Here is a 22,266-nt window from a genome sequence, read left to right as displayed (position 1 = left end):
GGGTTCCGGACGGATGACCGCCTTGCCGAAGCAGAAGAACTCGTGTGCCGCGGAACCCGCCGCCACGCGGTGCGCCGACCCGTATCCGACGGTGACGGCCGACGCGGCGGGCACCGTGCTGTCGTACAACGAGCGGGCCGCCGCCCTGCTCCCCGGGCTCGCGGCCGGTGCCGCGCTGGCCGACGCGGGCCCGGCGTGGCTGGCCGAGGCCCATCTGCGGCACGCCGCCGACGGGCCGCGCCGCTCCCCGCCCTGGGCCGCGGGCCGGATCGGGGAGCTGCCGGTCAGGGCCCTGGCCGGGCCGGGCGCGGCGGGGACGGTGACCTGGTGGCTGGTGGACGACGCCGCCCCGTCCGACGGCGCGCGGGAGCGGGAACGGGCGCAGGCGCAGGCGCGGGCCGGGCTGCTCCAGGAGCTGTCCGCCGACCTGCTCGCCTCCCTGGACGTGGCGCACTGCCGGGAGGTGACCGTGCGGTGGGCGGCCCGGAGACTGGCGGACGCGGCGGTGCTCGTCGGGACGAGCGACGGGCGGACCTTCCCCGTCACCCGGTGCGGCGCGGGCGGGCCGGTGACGGAGGAGCGGATCGCCCTCGATCCCGGCCGGCTGCCGGGCCTGGCCGAGGCGTTACGCGGCTTGCCCGGCCTGTCCTCGCTCTGGGCCGACCCGCGGACGGTGCCGCCCTGGGCGGTGCCCGAGGGGTTCGCGGACGAGGGCGCGGGCGCCGTCGGGTCGGTGGTCGCGGTGCCGCTGCCCGGACACGGCGCCCCGGCCGGCTGTCTCGTCCTGCTGCGCCGCCCCGGCACCCCGGCGTTCACCCCCGCCGAGGAACGCTTCGCCCGGCTCTTCGCGGCGCGCGCCGGCGCCGCCCTCTCCCTCGCCCGCAGCCACGCCCGCCAGGCCCGCTTCGCGGAGGTCCTGACCCGCGATCTGCTGCCGCCCGACCTCGGCCGGGTGCACGGCGTCTGCTTCTCCGGCCGCTACCGCAGCTCGACCACGGGCGAGCGCGTCGGCGGCGACTTCTACGACCTGCACCCGGGGGCCGCGCCGCAGGACGGGGCGCTGGTGGTGCTGGGGGACGTGTGCGGCAAGGGGATCGAGGCCGCGGTCGTGGCGGGCCGGGTGCGGCACGCGGTGCAGGCGCTCCTGCCGTTCGCCGCCGACCACACCCGGCTGCTGACGCTCCTCAACAGCGCGCTGCTGACCGCCCGGCGGACGCCCTTCGTGACGCTCGTCCTGGTCGGCGCGGTCCGCGAGGGCGACCGGGTGCGCCTGCGCGTGACCAGCGCGGGCCACCCCGCCCCGCTCGTCGTGCGCGCGACCGGCCGGGTCGAGGAGGTGCCGGCCGGCGGGACGCTGCTCGGCGCGGTCGACGACCTGGAGTTCACCAGCGCCGACGTCGTCCTGGAGCCGGGCGAGACCTGCCTGCTGTACTCCGACGGGATCACCGAGGCGCGCGGCGGACCGCTGGGCGGCGTGCTGTTCGGCGAGGAGCGGCTGCGCGCGGTGCTGGCCCCGTGCGCGGGCCTGCCGCCGGAGGCGGTCACCGAGCGCGTGCAGATGATCGCCGCCCAGTGGCTGGGCGAGGGCCCGCACGACGACATGGCCGTCCTCGCGATCGGCGCACCCGGGCGGCCGTCCGCACCGCCCACCGACCGCGCGACCCCGGCGACCTCGGCGACCGGTCCGGCTCCGGGCGGTGACCGGTGAACGACTCGGCCCGGGAAGGGTGGGCGGCGTGAGCGGTGGCACGGACGACGGCGGCGGGACCGGCTCGCTCGCCGGGCCGCGCGAGCGGCTGTGGCAGGCGCTCCACGCGGGCGACGAGACGCGCGCCGTCGCCGTGGTGCGCGGCGCGCTCGGCACGGACGCCGCCACGGCGGCGGGGATGCGGGCCGCGGCCGAGCGGATCCTGCTCGGCCTGATCGCCCCGGTCCAGGTCCGGCTGGGCGACGCCTGGGCGGCCAACGAGATCACGGTGGCCCAGGAGCACGCCGGTACGGCGATCAGTGAGCGGTGCGTCGCGGCCGTCGCCGACACCGCCGCCCCGGCGCTGCCCGGCACGACGGCGGGGCGGGTCCTGGTGGCGTGCGTCGACGGCGAGTGGCACGCGCTGCCCGCGCGGCTGGTCAGCGAGGTGCTGCGGCTGCGCGGCTGGCGCGTCGACCACCTCGGCGCGCAGGTGCCCACCGAGCACCTGATCGCCCACGCCCGGTACACCCGGACCCGGGCGGTGCTGCTGTCCCTGTCCGTCGAGACGCTGCTGCCCGCCGCGCACAACGCGATCAGCTCCTGCCAGGGCGCCGGGTTCCCGGTGATCGCGGGCGGGCCGGCGTTCGGCCCGCGGGGGCGCTACGCCCGGCAGATGCGGGCCGAGTGGGCCGGGGACGCGCCCGGCGCCGCCGCCCTGCTCGCCGGGGAGCCGCGCCGGCCGCGCGGGGCGCAGGGGGTCCGCCCGCCCGAGGCGGATCTGCCGCACCTGGCGGACGAGGAGTACACGATGGTCCGCCGGGTCCAGCGGCAGCTGGTCGCGCGGGCCTGGGCGGACGTCGAGGAGAGCTTTCCCGAGACGCGCGGCTACAGCCGGTACCAGAACGAGCGCGCCGCCCTGGGCATCGACCACCTCGTCACGCACCTCGCCACCGCCCTCTACGTCGACTCCGCCGACCTGTTCGCCCGGTTCACCGCGTGGTCCGCGGACATCCTGACCGCCCGGGGCGTCCCACCGCGCTGCCTGCTCGTCGCGCTGGACTCGCTGGTGGCCCAACTGAAGGACTTCCCGCGGGCGTTCGGCATCATCGACGCGGCGCGCGCCGTCCTCGGCCCGCCGGCCGGGGCGCGGGACGGCCGCCGGACGGGGCCGCCACCCGTCGCGCCATAAATGACTCGTCGTGGCGCCATCGATGTGCCATAGTGGCACCACTGGCCGGGCGCAGTGGTGCGCCGGGGCATCGACGGGGGCGGGGACCATGGGGAACACCGGGAAGCGACAGCACACCGGACAGAGACGACCGACCGGACTGACCGGACCGACCGGACTGATCGGGCCGACCGGGCCGACCGGGCAGGAGCGGGGGCGCGGAGCGGATCGCGCGGCCCCGGGCGCCGCCGTGGCGTTCGCCCGGTTCGTGCTCTGCGGGGGCGGCGTGGGGGTCGCGTCCAGCTTCGCCGTGACGGCCGTCGCCCACCACCTCCCGTGGGCGCTGGCGAACGCGCTGGTCACCGTGGTCTCCACGCTGCTGGCCACCGAGCTGCACGCCCGGTTCACCTTCGGCGCCGGCGGGCGGGCGAGCTGGAGCCAGCACGCGCAGTCGGCCGGGTCGGCCGTGGGCGCGTACGTGGTGACGTGCCTGGCGGTGGCCGGCCTGCGGTACGCGGTGGACGCGCCGGGCCCGGCCCTGGAGCAGGCGGTCTATCTGTCCGCCTCCGCGCTCACCGGTGTCGCGCGCTTCGTGGTGCTGCGGCTCGTCACCTTCGCCCGCCGCCGGGCGGAGGTGCCGGTCGCGGCCTGCCCGCTGCCCGCCGCCGCGGTCGGCGCCGCGGCCCTCGTCCCCGCCGCCTGAGGGCCGAGGCCCGCGTCAGGCGTCGAACCGCGGCTCGCCGCGCAGGAGTTCGGACACATCGCTGCCGCGGGGCAGCTCCCGCGGCTCGGCGGCCCGGCGGAAGAGGCGGGCGGGGCGCTCACCCTCGACCGTCGCCCGCTCCCCGGCCACCCGCAGCCAGGAGCCCTCGCGGAGCCCGAGCACGGGGACGTCGTTCTCCTCCAGGAACTCGGTCAGCCGCTGCTCGCGGGTCTCGCCCTTGTGGGTGGAGGACGGGTCCGGGTCGAGGTAGTGCGGGTTGATCTGGAACGGGACCAGGCCCAGCGTCGCGAACGACGGCGGCTGCACGATGGGCATGTCGTTGGTCGTGCGCAGGGTGGGCGCGGCCATGTTCGTGCCCGCGCTGGCGCCCATGTACGGCAGGCCGGCGCCGACCGCCCCGATCAGGGCGTCGCGCAGCCCGGTGCGGTACAGCGCGCTCAGCAGCCGGAAGGAGTTGCCGCCGCCGATGAACACGGCGTCGGCGGCGGCCAGCCGGGCCCGCGGATCGCCGCCCTCGTGGACGCCGCGCACCTCGATGCCCGTCCCCTCCAGCGCGCCGCGCACCTTCGCCGTGTAGGCGTCGTGGTCGGCGAGCGCGTACGGCACGAACGCGAGGCGGGCCCGCGCGGGCAGGAACCCGGTGACGGTGTCCAGGGCGTGGGCGAGGTAACCCCGCCCGTGCTGGGTGGAGTTGGAGAGCAGCAGCAGGTTCACGGATGACACGGGAGGGGGGCTCCAGACGGCGGTCGTGCGGACGGGGTCAGGTGGCGCGGGCGCGGCGCCGATGCTGCGGCGGGTGGGTCAGGCGCTGCTCCAGCAGGCGGGCCGCCCTGCGCAGCGCGTCGAGCCGGTCGTCAGGACCGTCGGGGAAGCGCTCCTTGGCCGCGCCGAGGCTGAGGCTCCCGTAGGGCTCGCGGCCGAGGAACACCGGCACGGCGACGGTGCCGATCCCGGCGTCGTACTCACCGACCGTCCAGGCGTACCCCTGAGCGCGGACGGTGCGGAACTCCCGCTCCAGCTCGTCCGGTTCGGTCACCGTGCGCTCGGTGAAGCGGGCCATGGGGCGGCCCCGGAAGAGCCGGTGGCGCTGCTCGTCGGGCAGGAACGCGTAGTACGACTTGGCGGTGGCGCCCGCGTGCGCCGGGTACAGCTCGCCGACCAGCGGGTAGTAGCGCAGCGGCCCCGCCTCCCCCTCCACCGCCGCGACGCAGCGCATGTGGACGTTGTCGGGCAGGCAGAACAAGACCGTGTCGCCGGTCGCCGCGCGCAGCTCCTCCAGGACCGGTCCGGCGAGCAGCTCCAGGGAGCCGGAGCGCTCCCAGAGCCGGCCGAGCCGCAGCACGGCCGGGCCGATCCGGTAGCGCCGGGTCGCCGGGTCCGACACCAGGAAGCCGCGCCCGGCCAGCGTGGAGAGCAGCCGCTGGGCGACGGAGGTGTCCCAGCCGAACTCGGCGGCGACCTCGGTGACGCCCCAGTCCGGCCGGGTCCGCTCGAAGGCGAGCAGGACGAGCAGCGCCCGGTCGACGGTCTGGAGGGCGCCGGCCGGGGTCTTCCGGTCCAGCGGGATCTCGGTCACGGCATCTCACCATCCAGACTCGTATTGCAGATAACGGGAAACAGTTGCCGACAACGCTATCGGATCCCGAACCTGCTGTCAGCACCGGTGGAACCCGCGACCGGGCGCCGAGCAGGGAGAGGGACCCGCATGCTGAAGTACGTCCTGGACGTGGTCGATCTGCTGGACGACCCCGACGCCGACGGCAAGCGCGCCGTCGCCTATCTCGACTCGGTCGCGGGCCCGGAGGGGTCCGGCGCCGAGGTCACCACGGTGCGGGGCGAGCGCGGCTCGACCGACTTCGTGCTCGTCCGCGTCCCCGGCGCCCGGGGCCGCAGCCGGGGCGGCGACGCCCGCACGCTCGGCGTCGTCGGGCGGCTCGGCGGGGTCGGCGCCCGGCCCGGGACGATCGGCCTGGTCTCCGACGCGGACGGCGCCGCCGCCGCGCTCGCCACCGCCGCGAAGCTGCTCGACATGCGCCGCCGCGGCGACGTGCTCGACGGGGACGTCGTCGTCGCCACGCACGTCTGCCCGGACGCGCCGACCGCGCCGCACGACCCGGTGCCGTTCATGGACTCGCCGGTCGACATCGCCACGATGAACCGGCACGAGGTGACCGCCGACATGGAGGCCGTGCTCTCCATCGACACCACCAAGGGCAACCGCATCATCAACCACAAGGGCCTCGCCCTGTCCCCCACGGTCAAGGAGGGGTGGGTGCTGCGGGTCAGCGAGCAGCTGGGCGAGCTCCTCGCGGTCGTCACCGGTGAGCCGTTGGTCACGTACCCCGTGACCACGCAGGACATCACCCCGTACGGTAACGGTGCACACCACATCAATTCGATCCTCCAGCCGGCCACGGCCACCGCGGCCCCGGTCGTCGGCCTCGCGGTCACCTCGGCCGCGGCGGTCCCCGGCTGCCAGACCGGCGCCAGCCACGAGAGCGACATCGCGGCCGCCGCCCGGTTCGCCGTCGAGACCGCGAAGGGCTTCGGCGGCGGGCGCCTCGACTTCCACGACGCGGCGGAGTTCGACGCCCTCGTGAGCCGCTACGGCTCGCTCACCCACCTCCAGACCCTCGGCACCACACCCACGGAGTCGTGACGCCATGGCCACCACGAAGAAGAACGTGGGCAGCGACGACTACGCGCTGTCCAGAGTCCCGCGGGACCAGCGGCTCGGCTTCTGGACGATGCTGCTCCAGTGGCTCGCCCAGTCCGGCTCCATCTCGCAGTTCACCCTCGGCGCCACCATCGGCGTCGGCATGACCTTCGGCGACGCCTTCCTCGCCTTCACGCTCGGCGCGGTCGTGCTCGAAGCCGTCATCTTCCTGATCGGCTTCGCGGGGATGCGCGAGGGGCTCTCGACACCGCTGCTGACCCGCTGGGTCGGCTTCGGGCGCAACGGCTCGGCGCTGGTCAGCTTCGTCATCGCGGTCAGCCTGGTGGGCTGGTTCGGGGTGCAGAACACGATCTTCGGCAACAGCGTCTCGTCGCTGGTCGGCGGCCCCTCCTGGCTGTGGTGCGTCGTCGCCGGGCTCGCCATCACCGTCCTGGTCATCTTCGGCTTCCGGTACATGGCGGTCTTCGCCAAGATCGTGACCCCGCTGTTCTTCGCGATGGTGGCCTGGTCCGTGATCGACGCACTGAGCGAGCACTCGCTCGGCGACCTGATCAGCTCCCCGCCGCCGGGCCAGGCGATCCCGCTGTCCGTCGCGGCGACCGCCATCGCGGGCGGCTACATGACCGGCGCGATCGTCGCCCCGGAGATGACCCGCTACAACAAGAAGGGCTCGCACGTCTTCCTCCAGACGGCGTCCTCGATGATCCTCTCCGAGTACATCGTGGGGCTGACCGGCGTCCTCCTCGGCCACCTGGTCAAGAGCAACGAGGTCTCGCAGATCGTGCTCTCCACCTCGGGCGTCTTCGGGGTCCTCGTCGTCCTGATGTCGACGGCGAAGATCAACGACTGGAACCTGTACGGCTCCTCGCTCGGCGTCGTCAACTTCTTCCAGGTCGTCTTCAAGAAGCGGCTGCACCGCGGCGCCGTCACCATCGCGCTCGGCATCGCCGGCACGCTCCTGTCGGCGGTCGGCATCATGACCCACTTCACCGACTTCCTGACCGTGCTCGGCGTGGCCATCCCGCCCATCGGCGGCATCATCGTCGCCGAGTACTGGGTGGTGCGCCGGATGCGCGGACCGCTCGAAGCGACCCGCGCCGCGGGCACCCTGCCCGCCACGTCCCCGACCTGGGTGCCGATGTCCCTCGTGATCTGGGCCGCCGCCTTCTGCGTCGGCAAGTTCTACGACGGCGGCATCCCGGCCCTGAACTCCCTGGCCACCGCCTTCGTCCTCTACGCCGCGCTCGGACTGCCCGGCTGGATCCGGACGTACGGCACCACCACCCTGGCCGACGACGAGGACCCGCGTCCCGTCGCCGCCGAGCAGACCCCCGTAGGAGCGGCATGACCACCCTCGCGTCCGAGGACGCACAGCGCGACGTCGTCGAGCTGTGCGCCGAGCTGATCCGCTTCGACACCTCCAACCCGACCAGCGACGAGCGGGCCTGCGCCCGCTGGGTCGAGGCCACGCTCGCCGAGGCCGGCATCGCCTCCGAGTTCGTCGAGAGCGCGCCCGGCCGGGCCAGCGTCATCGCCCGCATCGAGGGCGCCGACCGCACGCGCGGCGCCCTGCTGGTCCACGGGCACCTCGACGTCGTGCCCGCCGACGCCGCCGAGTGGCAGGTGCCGCCGTTCTCCGGCGAGATCCGCGACGGCTACCTGTGGGGCCGCGGCGCCATCGACATGAAGGACACGGTGGCGGTCATGCTGGCCACCGCCCGCCACTTCGCGCGTACGGGCGTCAGGCCGGCCCGCGACCTGGTGCTCGCCTTCCTCGCCGACGAGGAGGCGGGCGGGAAGTTCGGCGCGCACTGGCTCGTCGAGCACCGCCCCGACCTGTTCGAGGGCGTCACGGAGGCCATCGGCGAGGGCGGCGGATTCTCCTACGCGCTCGACGACACCCGGCGCCTCTACCCCATCGAGAACGCCCAGCGCGGCATGGCGTGGATGGAGCTGACCGCACACGGGCGGGCCGGGCACGGCTCCTCCCCCAACGACGAGAACGCCGTCACCGATCTCGCCGAGTCCCTCACCCGCATCGGCCGTCACACCTTCCCCGTACGTCTCATCGAGCCGGTGCGCGCCCTGCTGCGCACGGCCGCCGACCTCCAGAACGTGCAGATCGACTTCGAGGCCGAGGACCTGGACGCCGAGCTGGCCAAGCTGGGCCACGTCGCGGACTTCATGCAGGTGGTGCTCCGCAACTCGGCGAACCCCACCATGGTCACCGCCGGGTACCAGACCAACGTCATCCCGGGGCGGGCCACGGCCCGGGTCGACGGACGCTTCCTGCCCGGCCATGAACAGGAACTCGTCGACGCCATCGACGCGTTGCTCCTGCCCTCCGTGTCCCGGGAGTGGGTCAACCACGACGTCGCGATGGAGACGGCGTTCGACGGGCCGCTCGTCGACGCGATGTGCGACGCCGTGCGCGCGGAGGACCCGGACGGCCACCCGGTGCCGTACTGCAACCCGGGCGGCACGGACGCCAAGGCGTTCACCCGGCTGGGCATCCGCTGCTTCGGCTTCAAGGGGCTGAAGCTGCCCGCCGACCTCGACTACGGGCGGCTGTTCCACGGTGTCGACGAGCGGGTGCCGCTGGAGGGCCTGCGGTTCGGGGTGCGGGTGATGACCCGGTTGTGGCAGGGCTGCTGACCTGCGCCCCGGGGGCGTACGGCAGCATGGGCGCATGACCGTTTCAGGGAGCACCCCGGGCCCGGACGTCCGCGCCGCCTTCGAGCGGGCCAAGGGCTTCATGCCGCTGGGCGAAGGGCTCGCGCTGTACGCCGCCGCCGTCGAGGCGGCGGCGCTCGGGCTGCCGCTGCTGGAGGTCGGCACGTACTGCGGGCGCTCCACGATCCTGCTCGCCGACGCGGCCCGCGCGGCCGGGGTCACGGCCCTCACGGTCGACCACCACCGCGGCAGCGAGGAGCAGCAGCCGGGCTGGGACTTCCACGACCCGGAGACCGTCGACCCGGTCGTCGGCCGGATGGACACCCTGCCCGCGTTCCGGCGGACGCTGCACGCGGCCGGTCTGGAGGACCACGTCGTCGCGCTCGTCGGCAGGTCGCCCCAGGTGGCGAAGGTGTGGGGCGGCGACCTCGGCCTCGTCTTCATCGACGGCGGCCACACCGACGAGCACGCGAACGCCGACTACGAGGGCTGGGCGCCGCACGTCGCGCACGGCGGGCTGCTCGTCATCCACGACGTCTTCCCGGTCAAGCACGACGAGTGGACCGGGCAGGCCCCGTACCGCGTGTACCTGCGGGCCCTCGCGTCCGGGGCGTTCACCGAGGTCTCGGTGCACGACTCGCTGCGCGTCCTGCGACGAACGGGCGCGGGGAGCTGACGGCGCGGTTATCGTCGAGGCGTGTCATACGTAGGCCCGGACCCTGACGACTTCGAAGACTTCTACCGCGACGACGATCCGCGGCGGGGCCGCCCCGGCCGCCGGTTCGGCCGCCGGCCCGTCCTGATGACCTTCGCGGCCCTGGTGCCGACGGCCCTCGCGGCCTGGGTGCTGTGGCAGGTCGTGCACGGGCCGGGCGAGAACGAGCCGCCGAAGGTGCTGCCCGCCGCCGGTCAGTCCGCGTCGACCTCGGCGCCGCCGGTGTCCGCGTCCCCCCGGTCCACGGCCCCCTCCTCCCCGGCCGCGTCCGCGTCGACGTCCTCGCCCACGCCGTCGAGGACCGCGCCGAAGAGGTCGACCGCGCCGGCCGGCGGCGGCTCCGGGGCGCTGCGCGGGAAGGTCGTCGTCATCGACCCGGGTCACAATCCGGGGAACTTTCGGCACCCGGCCGATATCAACCGGAAGGTGAACGTCGGCAACGGCAGCAAGGAGTGCGACACTACCGGGACCTCCACCAACGGGGGTTACACGGAGGCGCAGTTCACCCTGGACGTGGCCCGCCGCCTGCGCACGGTCCTCGAACAGCAGGGCGCCACCGTGCGGTTGACGCAGAACGGCGAGCGGGCCTGGGGTCCGTGCGTCACCGAGCGGGCCGCCATCGGCAACGCGGCGCACGCCGACGCCGTGGTCTCCGTGCACGCCGACGGGTCCGCCGCGGGCAACCGCGGCTTCCATGTGATCCTTCCCGCATCCGTGCAGGCGGGCGCCGCGGACACCCGCCCCGTCGTGGGTCCCTCGCGCGCGCTCGGCGAGCGCATCGCGGGCTCCTTCCTGCGGGTCACCGGCGAGCCGCCGTCGAACTACATCGGCCGGGGGACGGGCCTCGACACCCGCTCCGACCTGGGCGGACTCAATCTCTCGACGGTCCCGAAGGTCTTCATCGAGTGCGGCAACATGCGGGACGCGCAGGACGCGGCCCGGCTCACCTCGGGAGCGTGGCGGCAGAAGGCGGCGCAGGGCATCTCTGAGGGAATCGTGAGTTTCCTGCGCGGGTAGCTGTCACCCTGTGGATCGCGGCAGACACCCGCAGGACGCGGACGATAGTGTCGTCCGTACCGTGTGGCGTCACCCCTGCGCTCCGCGCCGCCTCCACCGAAGACCCAGCCGACTGACGAAGGACCTCCTGAAGTGAATATCCGCTCCCTCACTCGAGGCGACGGCGTGGTGATCGGAGCAGCGGTAGTGCTGTTCATCGCCTCGTTCCTCGACGCGTTCGACAGCCCCGGTGGCGACATCCCGAATGCCTGGGACAGCCTCGGCCTCGTGATGGGGATGTACGTCTCCGGCATCATCGGTGCGGCACTGATCGTCGTCGCGCGTGGTCTCGGACAGCCGCGTCAGGTGGTCGGTCTCGACCTCGGGCAGTTCGGTGTCGCCCTGACGATCTTCTCGGCGTGGACGGCGCTGTGGACGATCTTCGATCCGTTCAGCTTCTGGAGCGACAGCCTGCCGGACAGCATCAGCGCCGGTGCCGGCCTGATCCTCGGCCTCATCGCCGCCCTGGTCCTGGCCGCCGCGGCCGTCGCCACTCCGCTGGTCCCGGCCCTGAAGGCCGCGCTCGTCGGCGCCCCGCGCCCCCAGCAGCCGCAGCCCTACGGCCAGCCGCAGGGTGGTGGCTACGGCTACCCGGGCGCCCAGCAGCCGGGCCAGCCGTACGGCGCCCAGCCGGGGCAGCCGGGTCCGGGCCAGCACGGTCAGCCCGGCCAGCACGGTCAGCCCGGTCAGCACGGTCAGCCCGGTCCCGGTCAGCCCTACGGCCAGCAGCACGGCCAGCAGCAGGCGCCCGCCCCGACGCCGCAGCCCGCCCCGACGCAGGGCGGCTCCGTGGACTTCTCGCCGTTCTGGTTCGCCGTCCCGGTGCCGCGCCCGCTGTACGCGGAGGACGGCAACCCGACGCCGATCGCCGAACTGGCCCCGGGTACCTGGTACTTGGCCGTCGAGCAGCGGGGTCCCGGCCTGATCGCGCAGACCCAGGACGGCCGTCGCGGCGTCCTCCAGGACACCAGCGGGATCCAGCGCGGCTGACCCGCGCCGAACAGCCGAAGGCTCCCTGCCCGTTCGCCCGGGCAGGGAGCCTTTCCCGTGCAGTCCCGGGCCCCTCGCCCACCTTCCGGGCGGGGGGCCTTTCGCGTACAGTCGCCCTGGAACTGACACATCGTCAGATAGGGGCTGACCGCATGCGCCTGGGACTCGCGCTCGGCTACTGGGGACGCGGACCGGACCCCGGCCACCTCGCACTGGTGCGCGCGGCGGAGGAGCTGGGGTACGACTCGGTGTGGACCTCCGAGTCGTGGGGCAGCGACGCCTTCACCCCGCTGACCTGGTTCGCCGCGCACACCTCGCGGATCAGGCTCGGCACCGCGATCGCGCAGATGGCGGCCCGCTCCCCCACGGCGACCGCGATGCACGCGCTCACCCTCGACCACCTCTCGGGCGGCCGCGCGCTGCTGGGCCTCGGCCTGTCGGGGCCGCAGGTGGTGGAGGGCTGGTACGGCCGCCCCTTCCCCCGCTCACCGCTGACCGCGACGCGTGAGTACGTCGACGTCGTGCGGCAGGTGCTGCGGCGCGAGGGGCCGGTGCGGGCCGAGGGGCGCTTCCACTCCCACCCCTACCGCGGCGACGACGGCACCGGGCTCGGCAGACCGCTGAAGTCCATCACGCACCCGCTCCGCGCCGACCTGCCGGTCCTGCTCGGCGCGGAGGGCCCGAAGAACATCGCGCAGACCACCCGGATCGCGGACGGCTGGCTGCCGCTGTACTGGTCGCCGACCCGGTCGGACGTGTACCAGGCGTCGCTCACCGAATTGCCCGAGCACTTCATGGTCGCCCCGATGGCCCGGGTGAAGGTCTGCGACGACGTCGCCGAGGGGCTGCTGCCCGTCAAGGCGATGCTGGGCTTCTACATCGGCGGCATGGGCCACGCGACTCGGAACTTCCACGCCGACCTCATGGCGCGGATGGGGTACGCGGACGCGGCCCGCCGCGTCCAGGAGCTGTTCGCCGAGGGGCGGCGCGAGGACGCCGTGCTGGCGGTGCCGGACGCGTTCGCCGACGAGATCTCGCTCGTCGGGCCGCGCGCCCGGATCGCCGAGCGCCTGGAGCTGTGGCGCAAGGGCCCGGTGACGGACCTGCTGGTCCTGTCGCCGGACCCGCACACCCTGCGCGTCCTCGCGGAGCTGAACTCCTGAGGCCGCGCCGGGGGTTCAGGAACCGCCGGTCAGCTGGGAGGTGGAGGGCACCTTGTCCTTCACCTCGGCGCCCGCGCTCTTTCCGGCGTCCTTGACGCTGTTGATGATGTCGTCGAACGACCCGGCCACCGAGTCGACGCCGTCGCCCTTGCGCAGCTTGCTCGGCAGGTCCTTGAGCGCGTCGATGCCCGCGGTGAGCGGGGCGACGGCCTTGGAGAGCGTGGGGTCGCCCTGGGCGTTCTTCGAGGCGGCCTTCAGCCGGTTGTAGGTGAGGGCGCCCGCGAGACCCGCCTTGACCAGGGCGAACTTCCGGCCGTCGGCGCCCTTCTTGAACTTGCCGGCGCGCCACGGCTTCACGATCCACTGGTAGGTGGCCCCGGCCGCGATGCCGGCGTTGGCCACGAAGCGGGTCTTGGCGAGTTTCTGGCGCTCGGCCGAGCTGGACGGCGACGCCGACGAGGACGAGGCGGAGTCCTTGTCGTCGCCACCGCACGCGGTCGTCCCCGCGAGCAGGGAACCGCACAGCAGGACGGACACGACCGTACGACGGACGGGAAGAGCGAAGCTGGACACCGCGGGTACCTCCGGGGTGGAACGGCACAGGTCCCCGCAGCGTCACCCGTCCCTCACACCGCCACCACCCGAGCGCCACCGTTCGGGTTTTATCGAACGGCTTCCGGTCACAAGGAGAGCATGTCCTCTACTCGCAGCGGCAACAGCGCGGCCCGAGCGATCGTGGTCGTTGCCGACATCCTGGCGCTGATACTCGGTCTGTGGATACTCATGTACCTGCTCGATGCCAATCGCGGCAACGACCTGGTCCAGTTCATCCACCATGCGGCCAACTGGCTGGCCGGCTGGTCCCGCGATCTGTTCACCTTCGACGAGGCCTGGGCGCGCGTGGTCGCCGGCTACGGTCTGGCCGCCGTCGTCTACCTGCTCGTCGGCCACGCCATCGCCGGCCGGCTCCGCTGAGCACCCGGCGCTAGGGCCCGTCCGGCGGATCCTGTCGCGGGACAGGCCCTAGACGCAGCAGTCCGGCTCCACTCCGCCCGGCAGCCCGACGCCGCCGAACACGGAGCACGTCGCCTCGTCTCCCCCCAGCGCGGCGACGGCCAGGAGCACGGAGCCCGCAGTCCACGTCGTCAGTTCCTCCGGCCAGATCGCCCGGTCCTCGAAGACGTACCCGGTCCAGTACAGGCCGGTCTTCGGGTCGCGCAGGTGCTGGATGTCCTGGAGGATCGCGAGCGCACGGTCGGACTCGCCCATCGCCCACAGGGCGAGGGCGAGTTCGGCGCTCTCCCCGCCGGTGACCCACGGGTTGGGCACCACACAGCGCACCCCGAGCCCGGGCACCACGAAGCGGTCCCAGTCGGACGCGATCCGCGCCTCGGCCTCGTCCCCCTCCAGCGCGCCGCCGAGGACCGGGTAGTACCAGTCCATCGAGTAGCGGCTCTTGTCGAGGAAGCGGTCCGGGTGCCGGCGGATCGCGTGCCGCAGCGCGCCGACCGCCAACTCCCAGTCGGGCTGCGGCTCCTCACGCTGATCGGCGATGGCGAGCGCGCAGCGCAGCGCCTGGTGGATCGACGAACTCCCGGTCAGCAGCGCGTCCTTGACGGGCGTGCCGTCCTCCTCGCGCTTCCAGCCGATCTGCCCGCCGGGCTGCTGGAGCCGCAGCACCCACTCGACGGCCGCGCGCACGGTGGGCCACATGCGGTCCAGGAACGCGTCGTCACCGGTCGACAGGTAGTGGTGCCAGACGCCGACGGCCACGTACGCCACGAAGTTCGATTCGCGGCCGCGGTCGGTGATGTCGTGCGGGTCGCCGTCGTGGTAGGCGGCGTACCAGGAGCCGTCCTCGTTCTGGTGCCGGGCGAGCCAGTCGTAGGCCCGCTCGGCGGCCTCGTGCTCGCCGGCCACGTCGAGCGCCATGGCGGCCTCGGTGTGGTCCCAGGGGTCGAGGTGGTGGCGGCGGAACCAGGGCAGGGCGCCGTCCGGGCGCTGCACCGCGAGGATGCCGTGCACCGTACGGGTGGCCTGATCCGCCGTCAGAACGCCCGGCAGGACCAGGAGTTCGGTCCGCTCGGGGCTGCTCACTCAGTGGTCCCGGCGGCCTGGGGCAGGTGCGGCTTGGTGGCGTAGGCGACGAAGCTCTTGCCGACGACGGGGTTGAGCAGCTGCTCGGCGACCCGGGTCAGGGCGGGCTTCTTCATGATGTCCCAGACCAGGAGCTTGTGGTACGCCTTGACCGGCAGCGCCTTGTCGTTGTCGACGCCGAACGCGCACTTCAGCCACCAGTACGGGGCGTGCAGCGCGTGGGCGTGGTGGGTGCCGTACGGCTTGAGGCCCGCCTCGCGCATCCGGCCGAGGAGTTCGTCGGCCTTGTAGATGCGGATGTGACCGCCCTCGACCTCGTGGTACGCGTCGGAGAGCGCCCAGCAGACCTTCTCGGGGCCGTAGCGCGGGACGGTGACGGCGATGCGGCCGCCCGGCCTGAGCACGCGCACCATCTCGGCGAGCACCCCCTTGTCGTCGGGGATGTGCTCCATCACCTCGCTGATGATGACGACGTCGAACGACTCGTCGGGGAAGGGCAGGTGGAGCGCGTCGCCCTCCATCGCGGTGGCGGTGGCGCCCGCGGGGGCCTCGCCGGCCTCCTTCATCGCGGCGAACCACTTGGCGACCTCGGCGATCTCCTCGGCGTTCTGGTCGAGGGCGACGACCTGGGCCCCGCGCCGGTAGCACTCGAAGGCGTGCCGTCCGGCCCCGCACCCGAGATCGAGGACGCGGTCGCCCGCGGCGAGCGGGAAACGGGTGAAGTCGACGGTCAGCACGTGGCCCTGCTTTCCTCTGGGGTTTCCTGGTGGGGTCGGACGGAGTGGGCGGGGGCGCCCTCCATCGACTCGCGGTACAGCTCGGCGGTGCCCTGCGCGGCACGCGCCCACGTGAAGCGGTCGAGGACCCGGGCGCGGCCGGCCGCGCCGAGGCGGCGCCGCAGCTCGGGGTCGCCGAGCAGCCGGCTCAGGCCGGTGGCGAGCGCGCCCGCGTCGCCGGTCGGCACGGCGAGGCAGGTCTCGCCGTCGGGCCCGGCGACCTCCGGGATCGCGCCGCCCCGGGTGGCGACGAGCGGGGTGCCGGTGGCCATGGCCTCGGCGGCGGGCAGGGAGAAGCCTTCGTAGAGCGAGGGCACACAGGCCACCTGCGCGGACCGCACCAGGTCGACGAGTGCGGCGTCGCTGATGCCCTTCACGAACTCGACGGCGCCTTCGAGGCCGTACCGCTCCACGGCCTGGGCGACCGGGCCCTCCGCGGGGCGCTTGCCGACGACGACGAGATGGGCGTCGGGGTGTTCGGCGCGCACCTTGGCGAGCGCCTCGACGAGGAAGACGAGGCCCTTGAGCGGGACGTCGGCGCTGGAGGTGGTGACGATGCGGCCCGGGATCTCGGGGACCGCCGGGTCCGGGGAGAACAGGTCGGTGTCGGCGCCGATGTGGACGACGCGGATGCGCTGGGGGCGCACGCCGAGGTGCTCGACGATCTCGTCGCGGGAGGTGCCGGAGACGGTGAGCACGGCGGGCACCCGGCGCGCGACGCGCTTCTGCATGCGGGTGAAGGCGTACCAGCGGCGCTTGGACAGCCGCTGCTGCCAGCTCCCGGCGGCATCCAGCTCCAGCTGCCGGTCCACGGTGATGGGGTGGTGGATGGTGGTGACCAGCGGGGCCCCGATGTCGCCCAACAGGCCGTAGCCGAGCGTCTGGTTGTCGTGCACGACGTCGAACGCGCCGCGGCGGGCGCGCAGGTGGTGGCGGGCGCGCAGCGAGAAGGTCAGGGGCTCGGGGAAGCCGCCGGTGCGCATGGTGGCGAATTCCAGGGCGTCGACCCAGCCGCGGAACTCGTCGCGCCGCGGGGTGCGGAACGGGTCGGGGCTGCGGTACAGGTCCAGGCTCGGCAGTTCGGTGAGCGTGGGCCCCCCGGCGCCGGGTACCTCGTCGAGCACCGGATAGGGCTGCGCGCCGATGACCTCGACCCGGTGGCCCAGCCGGGCCAGCTCACGGGAGAGATGACGGACGTACACGCCCTGGCCACCGCAGAACGGGTTGCCCTTGTACGTGAGGAGAGCGATGCGCAACGACTCCGCGGTCACTCCAGGCCACCCTTCTCTCCTGCTTGCCCGTGGACATCCCGGCCTGCCAGTGGACACTACGTGGGGACGCTAATCTAGAACAAGTTTCAGACTTGATCGTTCAATGAGGATCGAATCTACCGGCTGGTAGCGGGGCTGTGACAGGCGGCTCGGGTGATTCACGCCACGAGCCGCCGCCCCGGGAGACGGAAGCAGGCAGATGACAGCTCCGGATGCCAGGAGCGGCGGCGGCGCCCAGGGCGCGCCCGCGCTCACCGAGCGGCAGGAGGCGCGGCGGCGCCGGATCCTGCACGCGAGCGCGCAGCTCGCGGCGCGCGGCGGGTTCGACGCGGTGCAGATGCGGGAGGTCGCCGAGTCGTCCCAGGTCGCGCTGGGCACGCTGTACCGCTACTTCCCGAGCAAGGTGCACCTGCTGGTCGCGACCATGCAGGACCAGCTCCAGCACATGCACACCACGGTCCGCAAGCGTCCGCCGTCCTCCGACGCCCCCTCCGAGCGGGTCGCCGAGACGCTGATGCGGGCCTTCCGCGCCCTCCAGCGCGAGCCGCACCTGGCCGACGCGATGGTCCGCGCGCTGACCTTCGCGGACCGCAGCGTCAGCCCCGAGGTGGACCAGGTGTCCCGGCAGACGACGGCGATCATCCTGGACGCCATGGAGCTGGACGACCCGACCCCCGCGCAGCTGTCGGCGGTCCGGGTCATCGAGCACACCTGGCACTCGGCGCTGATCACCTGGCTGTCGGGCCGGGCGTCGATAGCCCAGGTCAAGATCGACATCGAGACGGTGTGCCGGCTGATCGACCTGACATCGACCGAATCGCGCCATTGAGCCGGACTCCGGTGGCGTGCGCCCCTCTGACCTGCGGGGGCGCACAGCCGGAATATCGTGCGCCCCTTAACTCCCCCTTGGCGCGTTCTGTGAGTCGACTTCCGGGAACCCGCCCCGCCCAAGGTGCCCTCGCACCGACGAACATGGGAAGGGACGCACCGAAGCGGACCGCCGCTTGGAGGGGGACATGTGATCCGGGTACTTCTCGTGCACGACTTATGCCTCATACGTTCGGCTCTCGCCGACCGTCTGGCGAAGGAGCCTGATCTGGAGGTGCATCAAGCGGCCTGGCGCGGCGCTTCCCGCCGCGCGGGCGCGCTGCGGCCGCAGATATGCGTGGCCGACCTCGACTGCGAGGAGAACTACGGGATGCCGCCCCTGCACGATCTGCACGCCGGCACCCCGGGGAGCGCCCTGCTGGTGCTCGCCACCACCGGCCGGCCGGGCCTGCTGCGCCGGGCGGCGGAGGCGAACGCGCTGGGCTACGTGGACAAGGCCGGGCCCGTCGAGCAACTGCTCACCGGGATAAGACGGGTCGCCCAGGGACAGCGCTTCGTCGACGAGTCGCTGGGGTTCGGATTCCTGCAAGCCGCGCAGAATCCTTTGACCAGGCGGGAGTTCAGCGTGCTGTCGCTCGCCGCCGAGGGGGCGTCGGTGGCCGAGATAGCACGCAGCCTGCACCTGTCCAACGGCACGGTGCGCAACTACATGGCCGCCATCACCCGCAAGACGGGAGCCCGCAACCGGGTCGACGCCATCCGCATCTCACAAGGGGCGGGCTGGCTGTGACGACGGGCGGGCGGCGCCGTCCCAGACCCCGGTCAGGTCCCGGTAGAGCGCGGAGCGCGCGAGCAGCTCCCGGTGACCCCCGCACAGGGCGTGCCGCCCGTCCATGACGAGGATCAGCTCGGCCCGGCGGGCCGAGCTGATCCGGTGCGCGATGACGACGAGGGTGCCGCCGGGCCGCGCCGCGAACGCCCGCTCCGCGCGCGCCTCGGCCACCGGGTCCAGATGGCAGGTGGCCTCGTCGAGCACGGCCAGCGGCGCGGGCGAGAGGTAGGCGCGGACCAGCGCGATCAGCTGGCGCTCCCCGGCGGAGAGGGCCGCGAGCGCGGCCGGGCCGAGCGGGGCGTCGAGCCCGCCGAGCCGTTCCCGGAGCGGCCCGAGGCCCAACGCCCCGATGGCTGATTCGAGTTCGGCGTCGCCGACGCCGTCGGGGCGCAGATAGGCGAGGTTGGCGCGCAGGGTGCCGCTGAAGACGTACGCCTCCTGCGGGATCAGCACCCGCTGTGCGGCCGCCCCGGGCGAGCGGGCCGGGAGTCCGCCGACCCGGACCCGGCCCGCGTCGGGGACGAGCAGCCCGGCGACGAGTCCGGCCAGTGTCGACTTGCCGATGCCGCTGGGCCCGACCACGGCGAGGTGGCCGCCCGCGGGGACGGCGAGGTCCAGGCCGTGCAGCACCGGCTCGGCGCCGGGGCCGTAGGCGAAGGTCAGGCCGGAGGCCTCCAGGGCCGGCGGGCCGGGCGGCGGGGGCCCGGCGTCCGCCGCCCGGGGCTCCGGCACGGTCTCGTGCGCGGTCAGCCTGCGCAGGACGACGACGAGGCGGGAGCCGCCGGTGCCCAGGCCGTGGATCAGGCTCTGCAAGGCGGGCAGCAGGGACTGCGTGACGTAGGCGAGGGCGCCGACCAGGGCGCCCGCGCTCACCCCGCGCTCCAGCGTCCAGGGCGCCGTGCACAGGAGCAGCAGCAGCGGGAGGTGGCCGCCGACGGCGAGCGCGAGGACGCGGGGCACCGACCAGCGGGCCAGGGTGCGCGCGGCCCGCGCCTCGCGGTCGACGAGCACGCCCGTGGCGTCGGCCGTCGCCTCCTCGTGGCCCGCCGCTGTGACGTCCCGCAGGCCGGCGCAGACCGTGGCGAGGCGGGCGGACACCGCCTCGTCGGCGGTGAGGAACACCTCCTGGCGGCGGGCCAGCGGGCGCAGCGTGGCCAGGAACAGGGCGAGCCCGGCGACCAGCGGCGGGGCGACGACGAGCAGCAGGACGGGGGCGAGCGAGCACAGGCCGATCAGGGCGCCCGCCGCGGTGAAGACGAACGACCGGGAGACCATGACCAGGCCGGCGAAAGTGTCGCGGGCGATCTCGACCTGCTGGGTCAGCCGGGACACCGCTCCCCCGTCGGCGTCCCGCACCCCGCGCGCGACGACCCGGCGCACGAGCGCGTCCCGCGCCGGTTCGACGAGGTCGGCGACCGCGCCGTAGACCCGGGCGGTGCCCAGGGCGCCCACGGCGACGCCGAGCGCGGCGACGCCGAGCCAGAGCAGGCCGGTGCGCTGCCGTCCGGCGAGGAAGCCGTCGTCGAGGGCGCGGGCGAGGGCCTGGCCGAGCAGGAACGTCTGGCCGGTCTCCAGGACCGACCAGGCGGCGAGCCGGCCGAGCACGGCGCGGCGGCCCCGCAGGAAGCGCAGGCCGAGCCGGGAGAGGGGGGTCACGCGGGGCCGCCCTCCCCCGCGAACACCGCCCGGTAGGCGGGGTCCCGCCACAGCCCCTCGTGGGGGCCGAGGGCGCGGACGCGGCCGCCGTCGAGCCAGGCCACCAGGTCGGCGCGGGCCGCCGTCGTGGCCCGGTGGGCGACGATCAGGCGGGTGGCGCCCGGGGTGTGGTCGAGGAGCGCGGCGGCGATCTCGCGTTCGGTGACGGTGTCGAGGCTGGAGAGCGCGTCGTCCAGGACGAGCAGCCGCCCGCCGTGCGCGAACGCCCGGGCCAGGCCGAGGCGTTGGAGTTCCCCGCCGGACAGCGGGACGCCCGCGCAGGCGGTGTCGTAGCCGTCGGGGAGGCGGCGCACGAAGGGGTCGGCGCGGGCGGCGCGGGCGGCGGGGGCCACCCGGTCGCGCGGCGCGCCCAGAGCGATCGTGTCGGCGAGGGTGTCGCCGAGCAGGACGGGGCGTTCGAAGGCGTGGCCGACGGCGGAGCGCAGCGCGGTGCGGCGCAGGGCGGGCAGCGGGACGCCGTCGAGGAGGACGGTGCCCTCGTCGGGGTCGGCGAGGCGGCCGGCGAGTGCGGCGAGCGTGGACTTGCCCGCGCCGGACGCGCCGACGACGGCGAGGGTCCGGCCGGCGGGGACGGTCAGGTCGACGCGGTCGAGCACGGTGCGTCCGGCGCGCCGGGCCGTCACGCCGCGCAGCTCCAGGCGGCCGCCGTGCGCGGGGAGTTCGCCGGTGCCGTAGGCGGGCGTGGGGAGGTCGAGGACCTCGGCGGCGCGGCGGGCGGCGGCCCGGGTGCGGACCAGGGCGCCGAGGTCGCCGACGAGCGCGCCGACGCCGGTGGCGAGGACGGCGTAGCGGGAGGCGGCCAGCAGTTCGCCGACGGAGAGGCCGTGGTGGAGCACGAGCAGGCCGGCGGCGGCGACGACCGCGATCTGGAGCAGGGGGGCCAGGGTGACGGCGCCCGCGCTCGCCCGGCCCTGCACCCGCCACATCCGCAGGCCCTGCCGGGACAGTTCGGGCAGCGGGCCGAGGACGCGGGCGGTCTCCCGGTCGGCGGTGCGCGCGGCGGCGATGGTGCGGGCGCCGCCGATCGCCTCGGTGAGCCGGGTCGCGAGGTCGCCCTGGGCGCTCAGGTAGCCGCTGACGCAGTCGGACGAGGCACGGGCGAAGGACCGCAGCAGCAGGGTGAGGGCGGGGGCGCCGAGCAGGAACACGAGTGCGAGGCGGGGGTCGATCAGGCCGAGGGCGACGATCGCGCCGAGGGGGGTGAGCAGGGTGGCGACGAGGGCGGCCACGGTCGCGGGGGCGGGCCCGGCCTGGGCGGTGCCGCCGATCAGGCGGGCGACCAGGTCTCCGGCCGGGAAGCGGGTGGTGGCGCGCGGGCCGGTGTCCAGGACGTGCCGGACGAGGCGGTGGCGCAGCCAGGCGGTGGTGCGGGCGGAGGTCGTGCCGGTGAGGACGTCCTCGCAGCAGTCGAGCAGGGTGACGCCCGCGACGAGCGCGGCGCAGATCAGCAGCCAGTGGCCGGCGTCGCCGCCGGTGGCGCCCGTCGCGTGGGCGCGGAGCAGGGCGTCCAGGGCGCGTCCGAGCACGTAGGGCAGCAGCAGGCCGATGCCCGCGCCGGCGGTGCTGAGCAGGCACAGGGTCGCGCAGCGGGCGGCGCTGTGCCGGATCGCGGCGCGCAGCAGGGCGTCGCCGCCCTGGCCGGTGCCGCCAGGGGCGGGCCCGCCCTCCGAGGAGGACGGGCCCGCGGTGCTGCTGTCGGTCACAGGCACAGAAGGGTGCTGTTGGAGCTGAACTTGTCACAGATCAGCAGGCTGACGTTGCTGCCGGCGCCGCCGCCGCCACCGCCGCCGGTGGTCTCGTCGGCTTCCAGGCTCTGCAGGTCGAGAAGGGCCATGATGGTTTCCTTTCGTCTGCGGCACGCGGGTACGTGCCGATGGGGACGGGTGGTGC

Annotated in this window: 22 protein-coding genes; 13 read left to right on the top strand and 9 right to left on the bottom strand. The window is 74.3% G+C overall.

Annotated features, from left to right (window positions below; translation table 11 throughout):
- The first annotated feature begins 13 nt into the window (after positions 1 to 13).
- The 3 genes from ACIP5K_RS07350 to ACIP5K_RS07340 all read left to right on the top strand — a co-directional run bounded on the left by ACIP5K_RS07350 (position 14) and on the right by ACIP5K_RS07340 (position 3,561).
- Positions 14 to 1,708, top strand: a complete 1,695-nt coding sequence (locus ACIP5K_RS07350) for a PP2C family protein-serine/threonine phosphatase (RefSeq protein ID WP_401406117.1) — start codon at positions 14 to 16, stop codon at positions 1,706 to 1,708.
- Positions 1,709 to 1,736: 28 nt separating this feature from the next.
- The gene (locus ACIP5K_RS07345) at positions 1,737 to 2,879 is read left to right on the top strand and encodes a B12-binding domain-containing protein (protein WP_401406114.1); all 1,143 of its coding nucleotides are present in this window, start codon (positions 1,737 to 1,739) and stop codon (positions 2,877 to 2,879) included.
- A gap of 88 nt (positions 2,880 to 2,967) precedes the next feature.
- Positions 2,968 to 3,561, top strand: coding sequence for a GtrA family protein (locus tag ACIP5K_RS07340; protein ID WP_401406111.1), 594 nt, complete (start codon positions 2,968 to 2,970; stop codon positions 3,559 to 3,561).
- Between the two features lie 15 nt (positions 3,562 to 3,576).
- Here ACIP5K_RS07340 and pepE read toward each other — a convergent pair whose 3' ends face one another.
- Together pepE and ACIP5K_RS07330 are read right to left on the bottom strand one after the other, a co-directional pair.
- Positions 3,577 to 4,296 (bottom strand): dipeptidase PepE, encoded by a 720-nt coding sequence (gene pepE / locus ACIP5K_RS07335; RefSeq protein WP_401407534.1) that lies wholly within the window; start codon positions 4,294 to 4,296, stop codon positions 3,577 to 3,579.
- Positions 4,297 to 4,342: 46 nt separating this feature from the next.
- The gene (locus ACIP5K_RS07330; RefSeq protein ID WP_401406108.1) at positions 4,343 to 5,158 is read right to left on the bottom strand and encodes an IclR family transcriptional regulator; all 816 of its coding nucleotides are present in this window, start codon (positions 5,156 to 5,158) and stop codon (positions 4,343 to 4,345) included.
- A gap of 129 nt (positions 5,159 to 5,287) precedes the next feature.
- On the opposite strand from ACIP5K_RS07330, the gene ACIP5K_RS07325 reads away from it, so the two are divergent.
- The 7 genes from ACIP5K_RS07325 (at position 5,288) to ACIP5K_RS07295 (ending at position 12,856) form a co-directional block, all read left to right on the top strand.
- A complete protein-coding gene (locus ACIP5K_RS07325; RefSeq protein WP_401406105.1) occupies positions 5,288 to 6,241 on the top strand; it encodes a DUF1177 domain-containing protein in 954 nt (317 codons plus the stop codon).
- A gap of 4 nt (positions 6,242 to 6,245) precedes the next feature.
- Positions 6,246 to 7,607: a cytosine permease gene (locus tag ACIP5K_RS07320; RefSeq protein WP_401406102.1), complete on the top strand. Its 1,362-nt coding sequence runs from the start codon at positions 6,246 to 6,248 to the stop codon at positions 7,605 to 7,607.
- Positions 7,604 to 8,914, top strand: coding sequence for a M20/M25/M40 family metallo-hydrolase (locus ACIP5K_RS07315; RefSeq protein WP_401406099.1), 1,311 nt, complete (start codon positions 7,604 to 7,606; stop codon positions 8,912 to 8,914). Before ACIP5K_RS07320 ends, ACIP5K_RS07315 begins: the two co-directional genes overlap by 4 nt.
- Positions 8,915 to 8,948: 34 nt before the next feature.
- Positions 8,949 to 9,608, top strand: a complete 660-nt coding sequence (locus ACIP5K_RS07310; RefSeq protein WP_401406096.1) for a class I SAM-dependent methyltransferase — start codon at positions 8,949 to 8,951, stop codon at positions 9,606 to 9,608.
- A gap of 21 nt (positions 9,609 to 9,629) precedes the next feature.
- Positions 9,630 to 10,664 (top strand): N-acetylmuramoyl-L-alanine amidase, encoded by a 1,035-nt coding sequence (locus ACIP5K_RS07305; RefSeq protein ID WP_401406093.1) that lies wholly within the window; start codon positions 9,630 to 9,632, stop codon positions 10,662 to 10,664.
- A gap of 132 nt (positions 10,665 to 10,796) precedes the next feature.
- Complete coding sequence (locus ACIP5K_RS07300; protein WP_401406090.1) at positions 10,797 to 11,693, top strand: hypothetical protein; 897 nt, start codon at positions 10,797 to 10,799, stop codon at positions 11,691 to 11,693.
- Between the two features lie 152 nt (positions 11,694 to 11,845).
- On the top strand, positions 11,846 to 12,856 hold the full coding sequence (locus ACIP5K_RS07295; protein ID WP_401406087.1) for an LLM class F420-dependent oxidoreductase: 1,011 nt from the start codon (positions 11,846 to 11,848) through the stop codon (positions 12,854 to 12,856).
- Between the two features lie 15 nt (positions 12,857 to 12,871).
- Here the strand turns inward: ACIP5K_RS07295 and ACIP5K_RS07290 are convergent, their stop codons facing one another.
- A complete protein-coding gene (locus ACIP5K_RS07290; protein ID WP_401406084.1) occupies positions 12,872 to 13,429 on the bottom strand; it encodes a hypothetical protein in 558 nt (185 codons plus the stop codon).
- Between the two features lie 120 nt (positions 13,430 to 13,549).
- Between ACIP5K_RS07290 and ACIP5K_RS07285 the strand changes: the two genes are divergently transcribed.
- Positions 13,550 to 13,831 (top strand): hypothetical protein, encoded by a 282-nt coding sequence (locus tag ACIP5K_RS07285; RefSeq protein WP_401406081.1) that lies wholly within the window; start codon positions 13,550 to 13,552, stop codon positions 13,829 to 13,831.
- Between the two features lie 48 nt (positions 13,832 to 13,879).
- On the opposite strand, the gene ACIP5K_RS07280 is transcribed toward ACIP5K_RS07285, so the two are convergent.
- From ACIP5K_RS07280 to ACIP5K_RS07270, 3 genes are read right to left on the bottom strand one after another with little or no spacing between them, the layout of a single operon-like run.
- Entirely contained in the window at positions 13,880 to 14,953 is a 1,074-nt protein-coding gene (locus tag ACIP5K_RS07280) for a prenyltransferase/squalene oxidase repeat-containing protein (protein ID WP_401406078.1), read from the bottom strand.
- The gene (locus tag ACIP5K_RS07275) at positions 14,950 to 15,690 is read right to left on the bottom strand and encodes a methyltransferase domain-containing protein (RefSeq protein WP_401406075.1); all 741 of its coding nucleotides are present in this window, start codon (positions 15,688 to 15,690) and stop codon (positions 14,950 to 14,952) included. Before ACIP5K_RS07275 ends, ACIP5K_RS07280 begins: the two co-directional genes overlap by 4 nt.
- Positions 15,684 to 17,000, bottom strand: coding sequence for a glycosyltransferase family 4 protein (locus ACIP5K_RS07270; protein WP_401406072.1), 1,317 nt, complete (start codon positions 16,998 to 17,000; stop codon positions 15,684 to 15,686). The genes ACIP5K_RS07275 and ACIP5K_RS07270 overlap by 7 nt, the downstream gene beginning before the upstream one ends.
- A gap of 199 nt (positions 17,001 to 17,199) precedes the next feature.
- Here ACIP5K_RS07270 and ACIP5K_RS07265 point away from each other — a divergent pair, with 199 nt between their 5' ends.
- Together ACIP5K_RS07265 and ACIP5K_RS07260 are read left to right on the top strand one after the other, a co-directional pair.
- Entirely contained in the window at positions 17,200 to 17,829 is a 630-nt protein-coding gene (locus ACIP5K_RS07265) for a TetR family transcriptional regulator (protein WP_401406069.1), read from the top strand.
- A 189-nt stretch (positions 17,830 to 18,018) separates the two neighbouring features.
- The gene (locus ACIP5K_RS07260) at positions 18,019 to 18,618 is read left to right on the top strand and encodes a LuxR C-terminal-related transcriptional regulator (protein ID WP_401406066.1); all 600 of its coding nucleotides are present in this window, start codon (positions 18,019 to 18,021) and stop codon (positions 18,616 to 18,618) included.
- Here ACIP5K_RS07260 and ACIP5K_RS07255 read toward each other — a convergent pair.
- From ACIP5K_RS07255 to ACIP5K_RS07245, 3 genes are read right to left on the bottom strand one after another with little or no spacing between them, the layout of a single operon-like run.
- A complete protein-coding gene (locus tag ACIP5K_RS07255; RefSeq protein WP_401406063.1) occupies positions 18,595 to 20,316 on the bottom strand; it encodes an ATP-binding cassette domain-containing protein in 1,722 nt (573 codons plus the stop codon). The genes ACIP5K_RS07260 and ACIP5K_RS07255 overlap by 24 nt on opposite strands.
- Positions 20,313 to 22,079, bottom strand: coding sequence for an ABC transporter ATP-binding protein (locus ACIP5K_RS07250; RefSeq protein ID WP_401406060.1), 1,767 nt, complete (start codon positions 22,077 to 22,079; stop codon positions 20,313 to 20,315). The genes ACIP5K_RS07255 and ACIP5K_RS07250 overlap by 4 nt, the downstream gene beginning before the upstream one ends.
- The gene (locus tag ACIP5K_RS07245) at positions 22,076 to 22,210 is read right to left on the bottom strand and encodes a SapB/AmfS family lanthipeptide (protein ID WP_401406057.1); all 135 of its coding nucleotides are present in this window, start codon (positions 22,208 to 22,210) and stop codon (positions 22,076 to 22,078) included. The genes ACIP5K_RS07250 and ACIP5K_RS07245 overlap by 4 nt, the downstream gene beginning before the upstream one ends.
- Between the last annotated feature and the right edge of the window lie 56 nt (positions 22,211 to 22,266).

The sequence above is a fragment of the Streptomyces sp. NPDC088785 genome (assembly GCF_044750685.1).
In the GTDB taxonomy this organism is placed as follows: domain Bacteria; phylum Actinomycetota; class Actinomycetes; order Streptomycetales; family Streptomycetaceae; genus Streptomyces.
The sequence above is the reverse complement of the archived record's forward strand: the minus strand, read 5'-3'. Positions and strand labels throughout refer to the sequence as shown.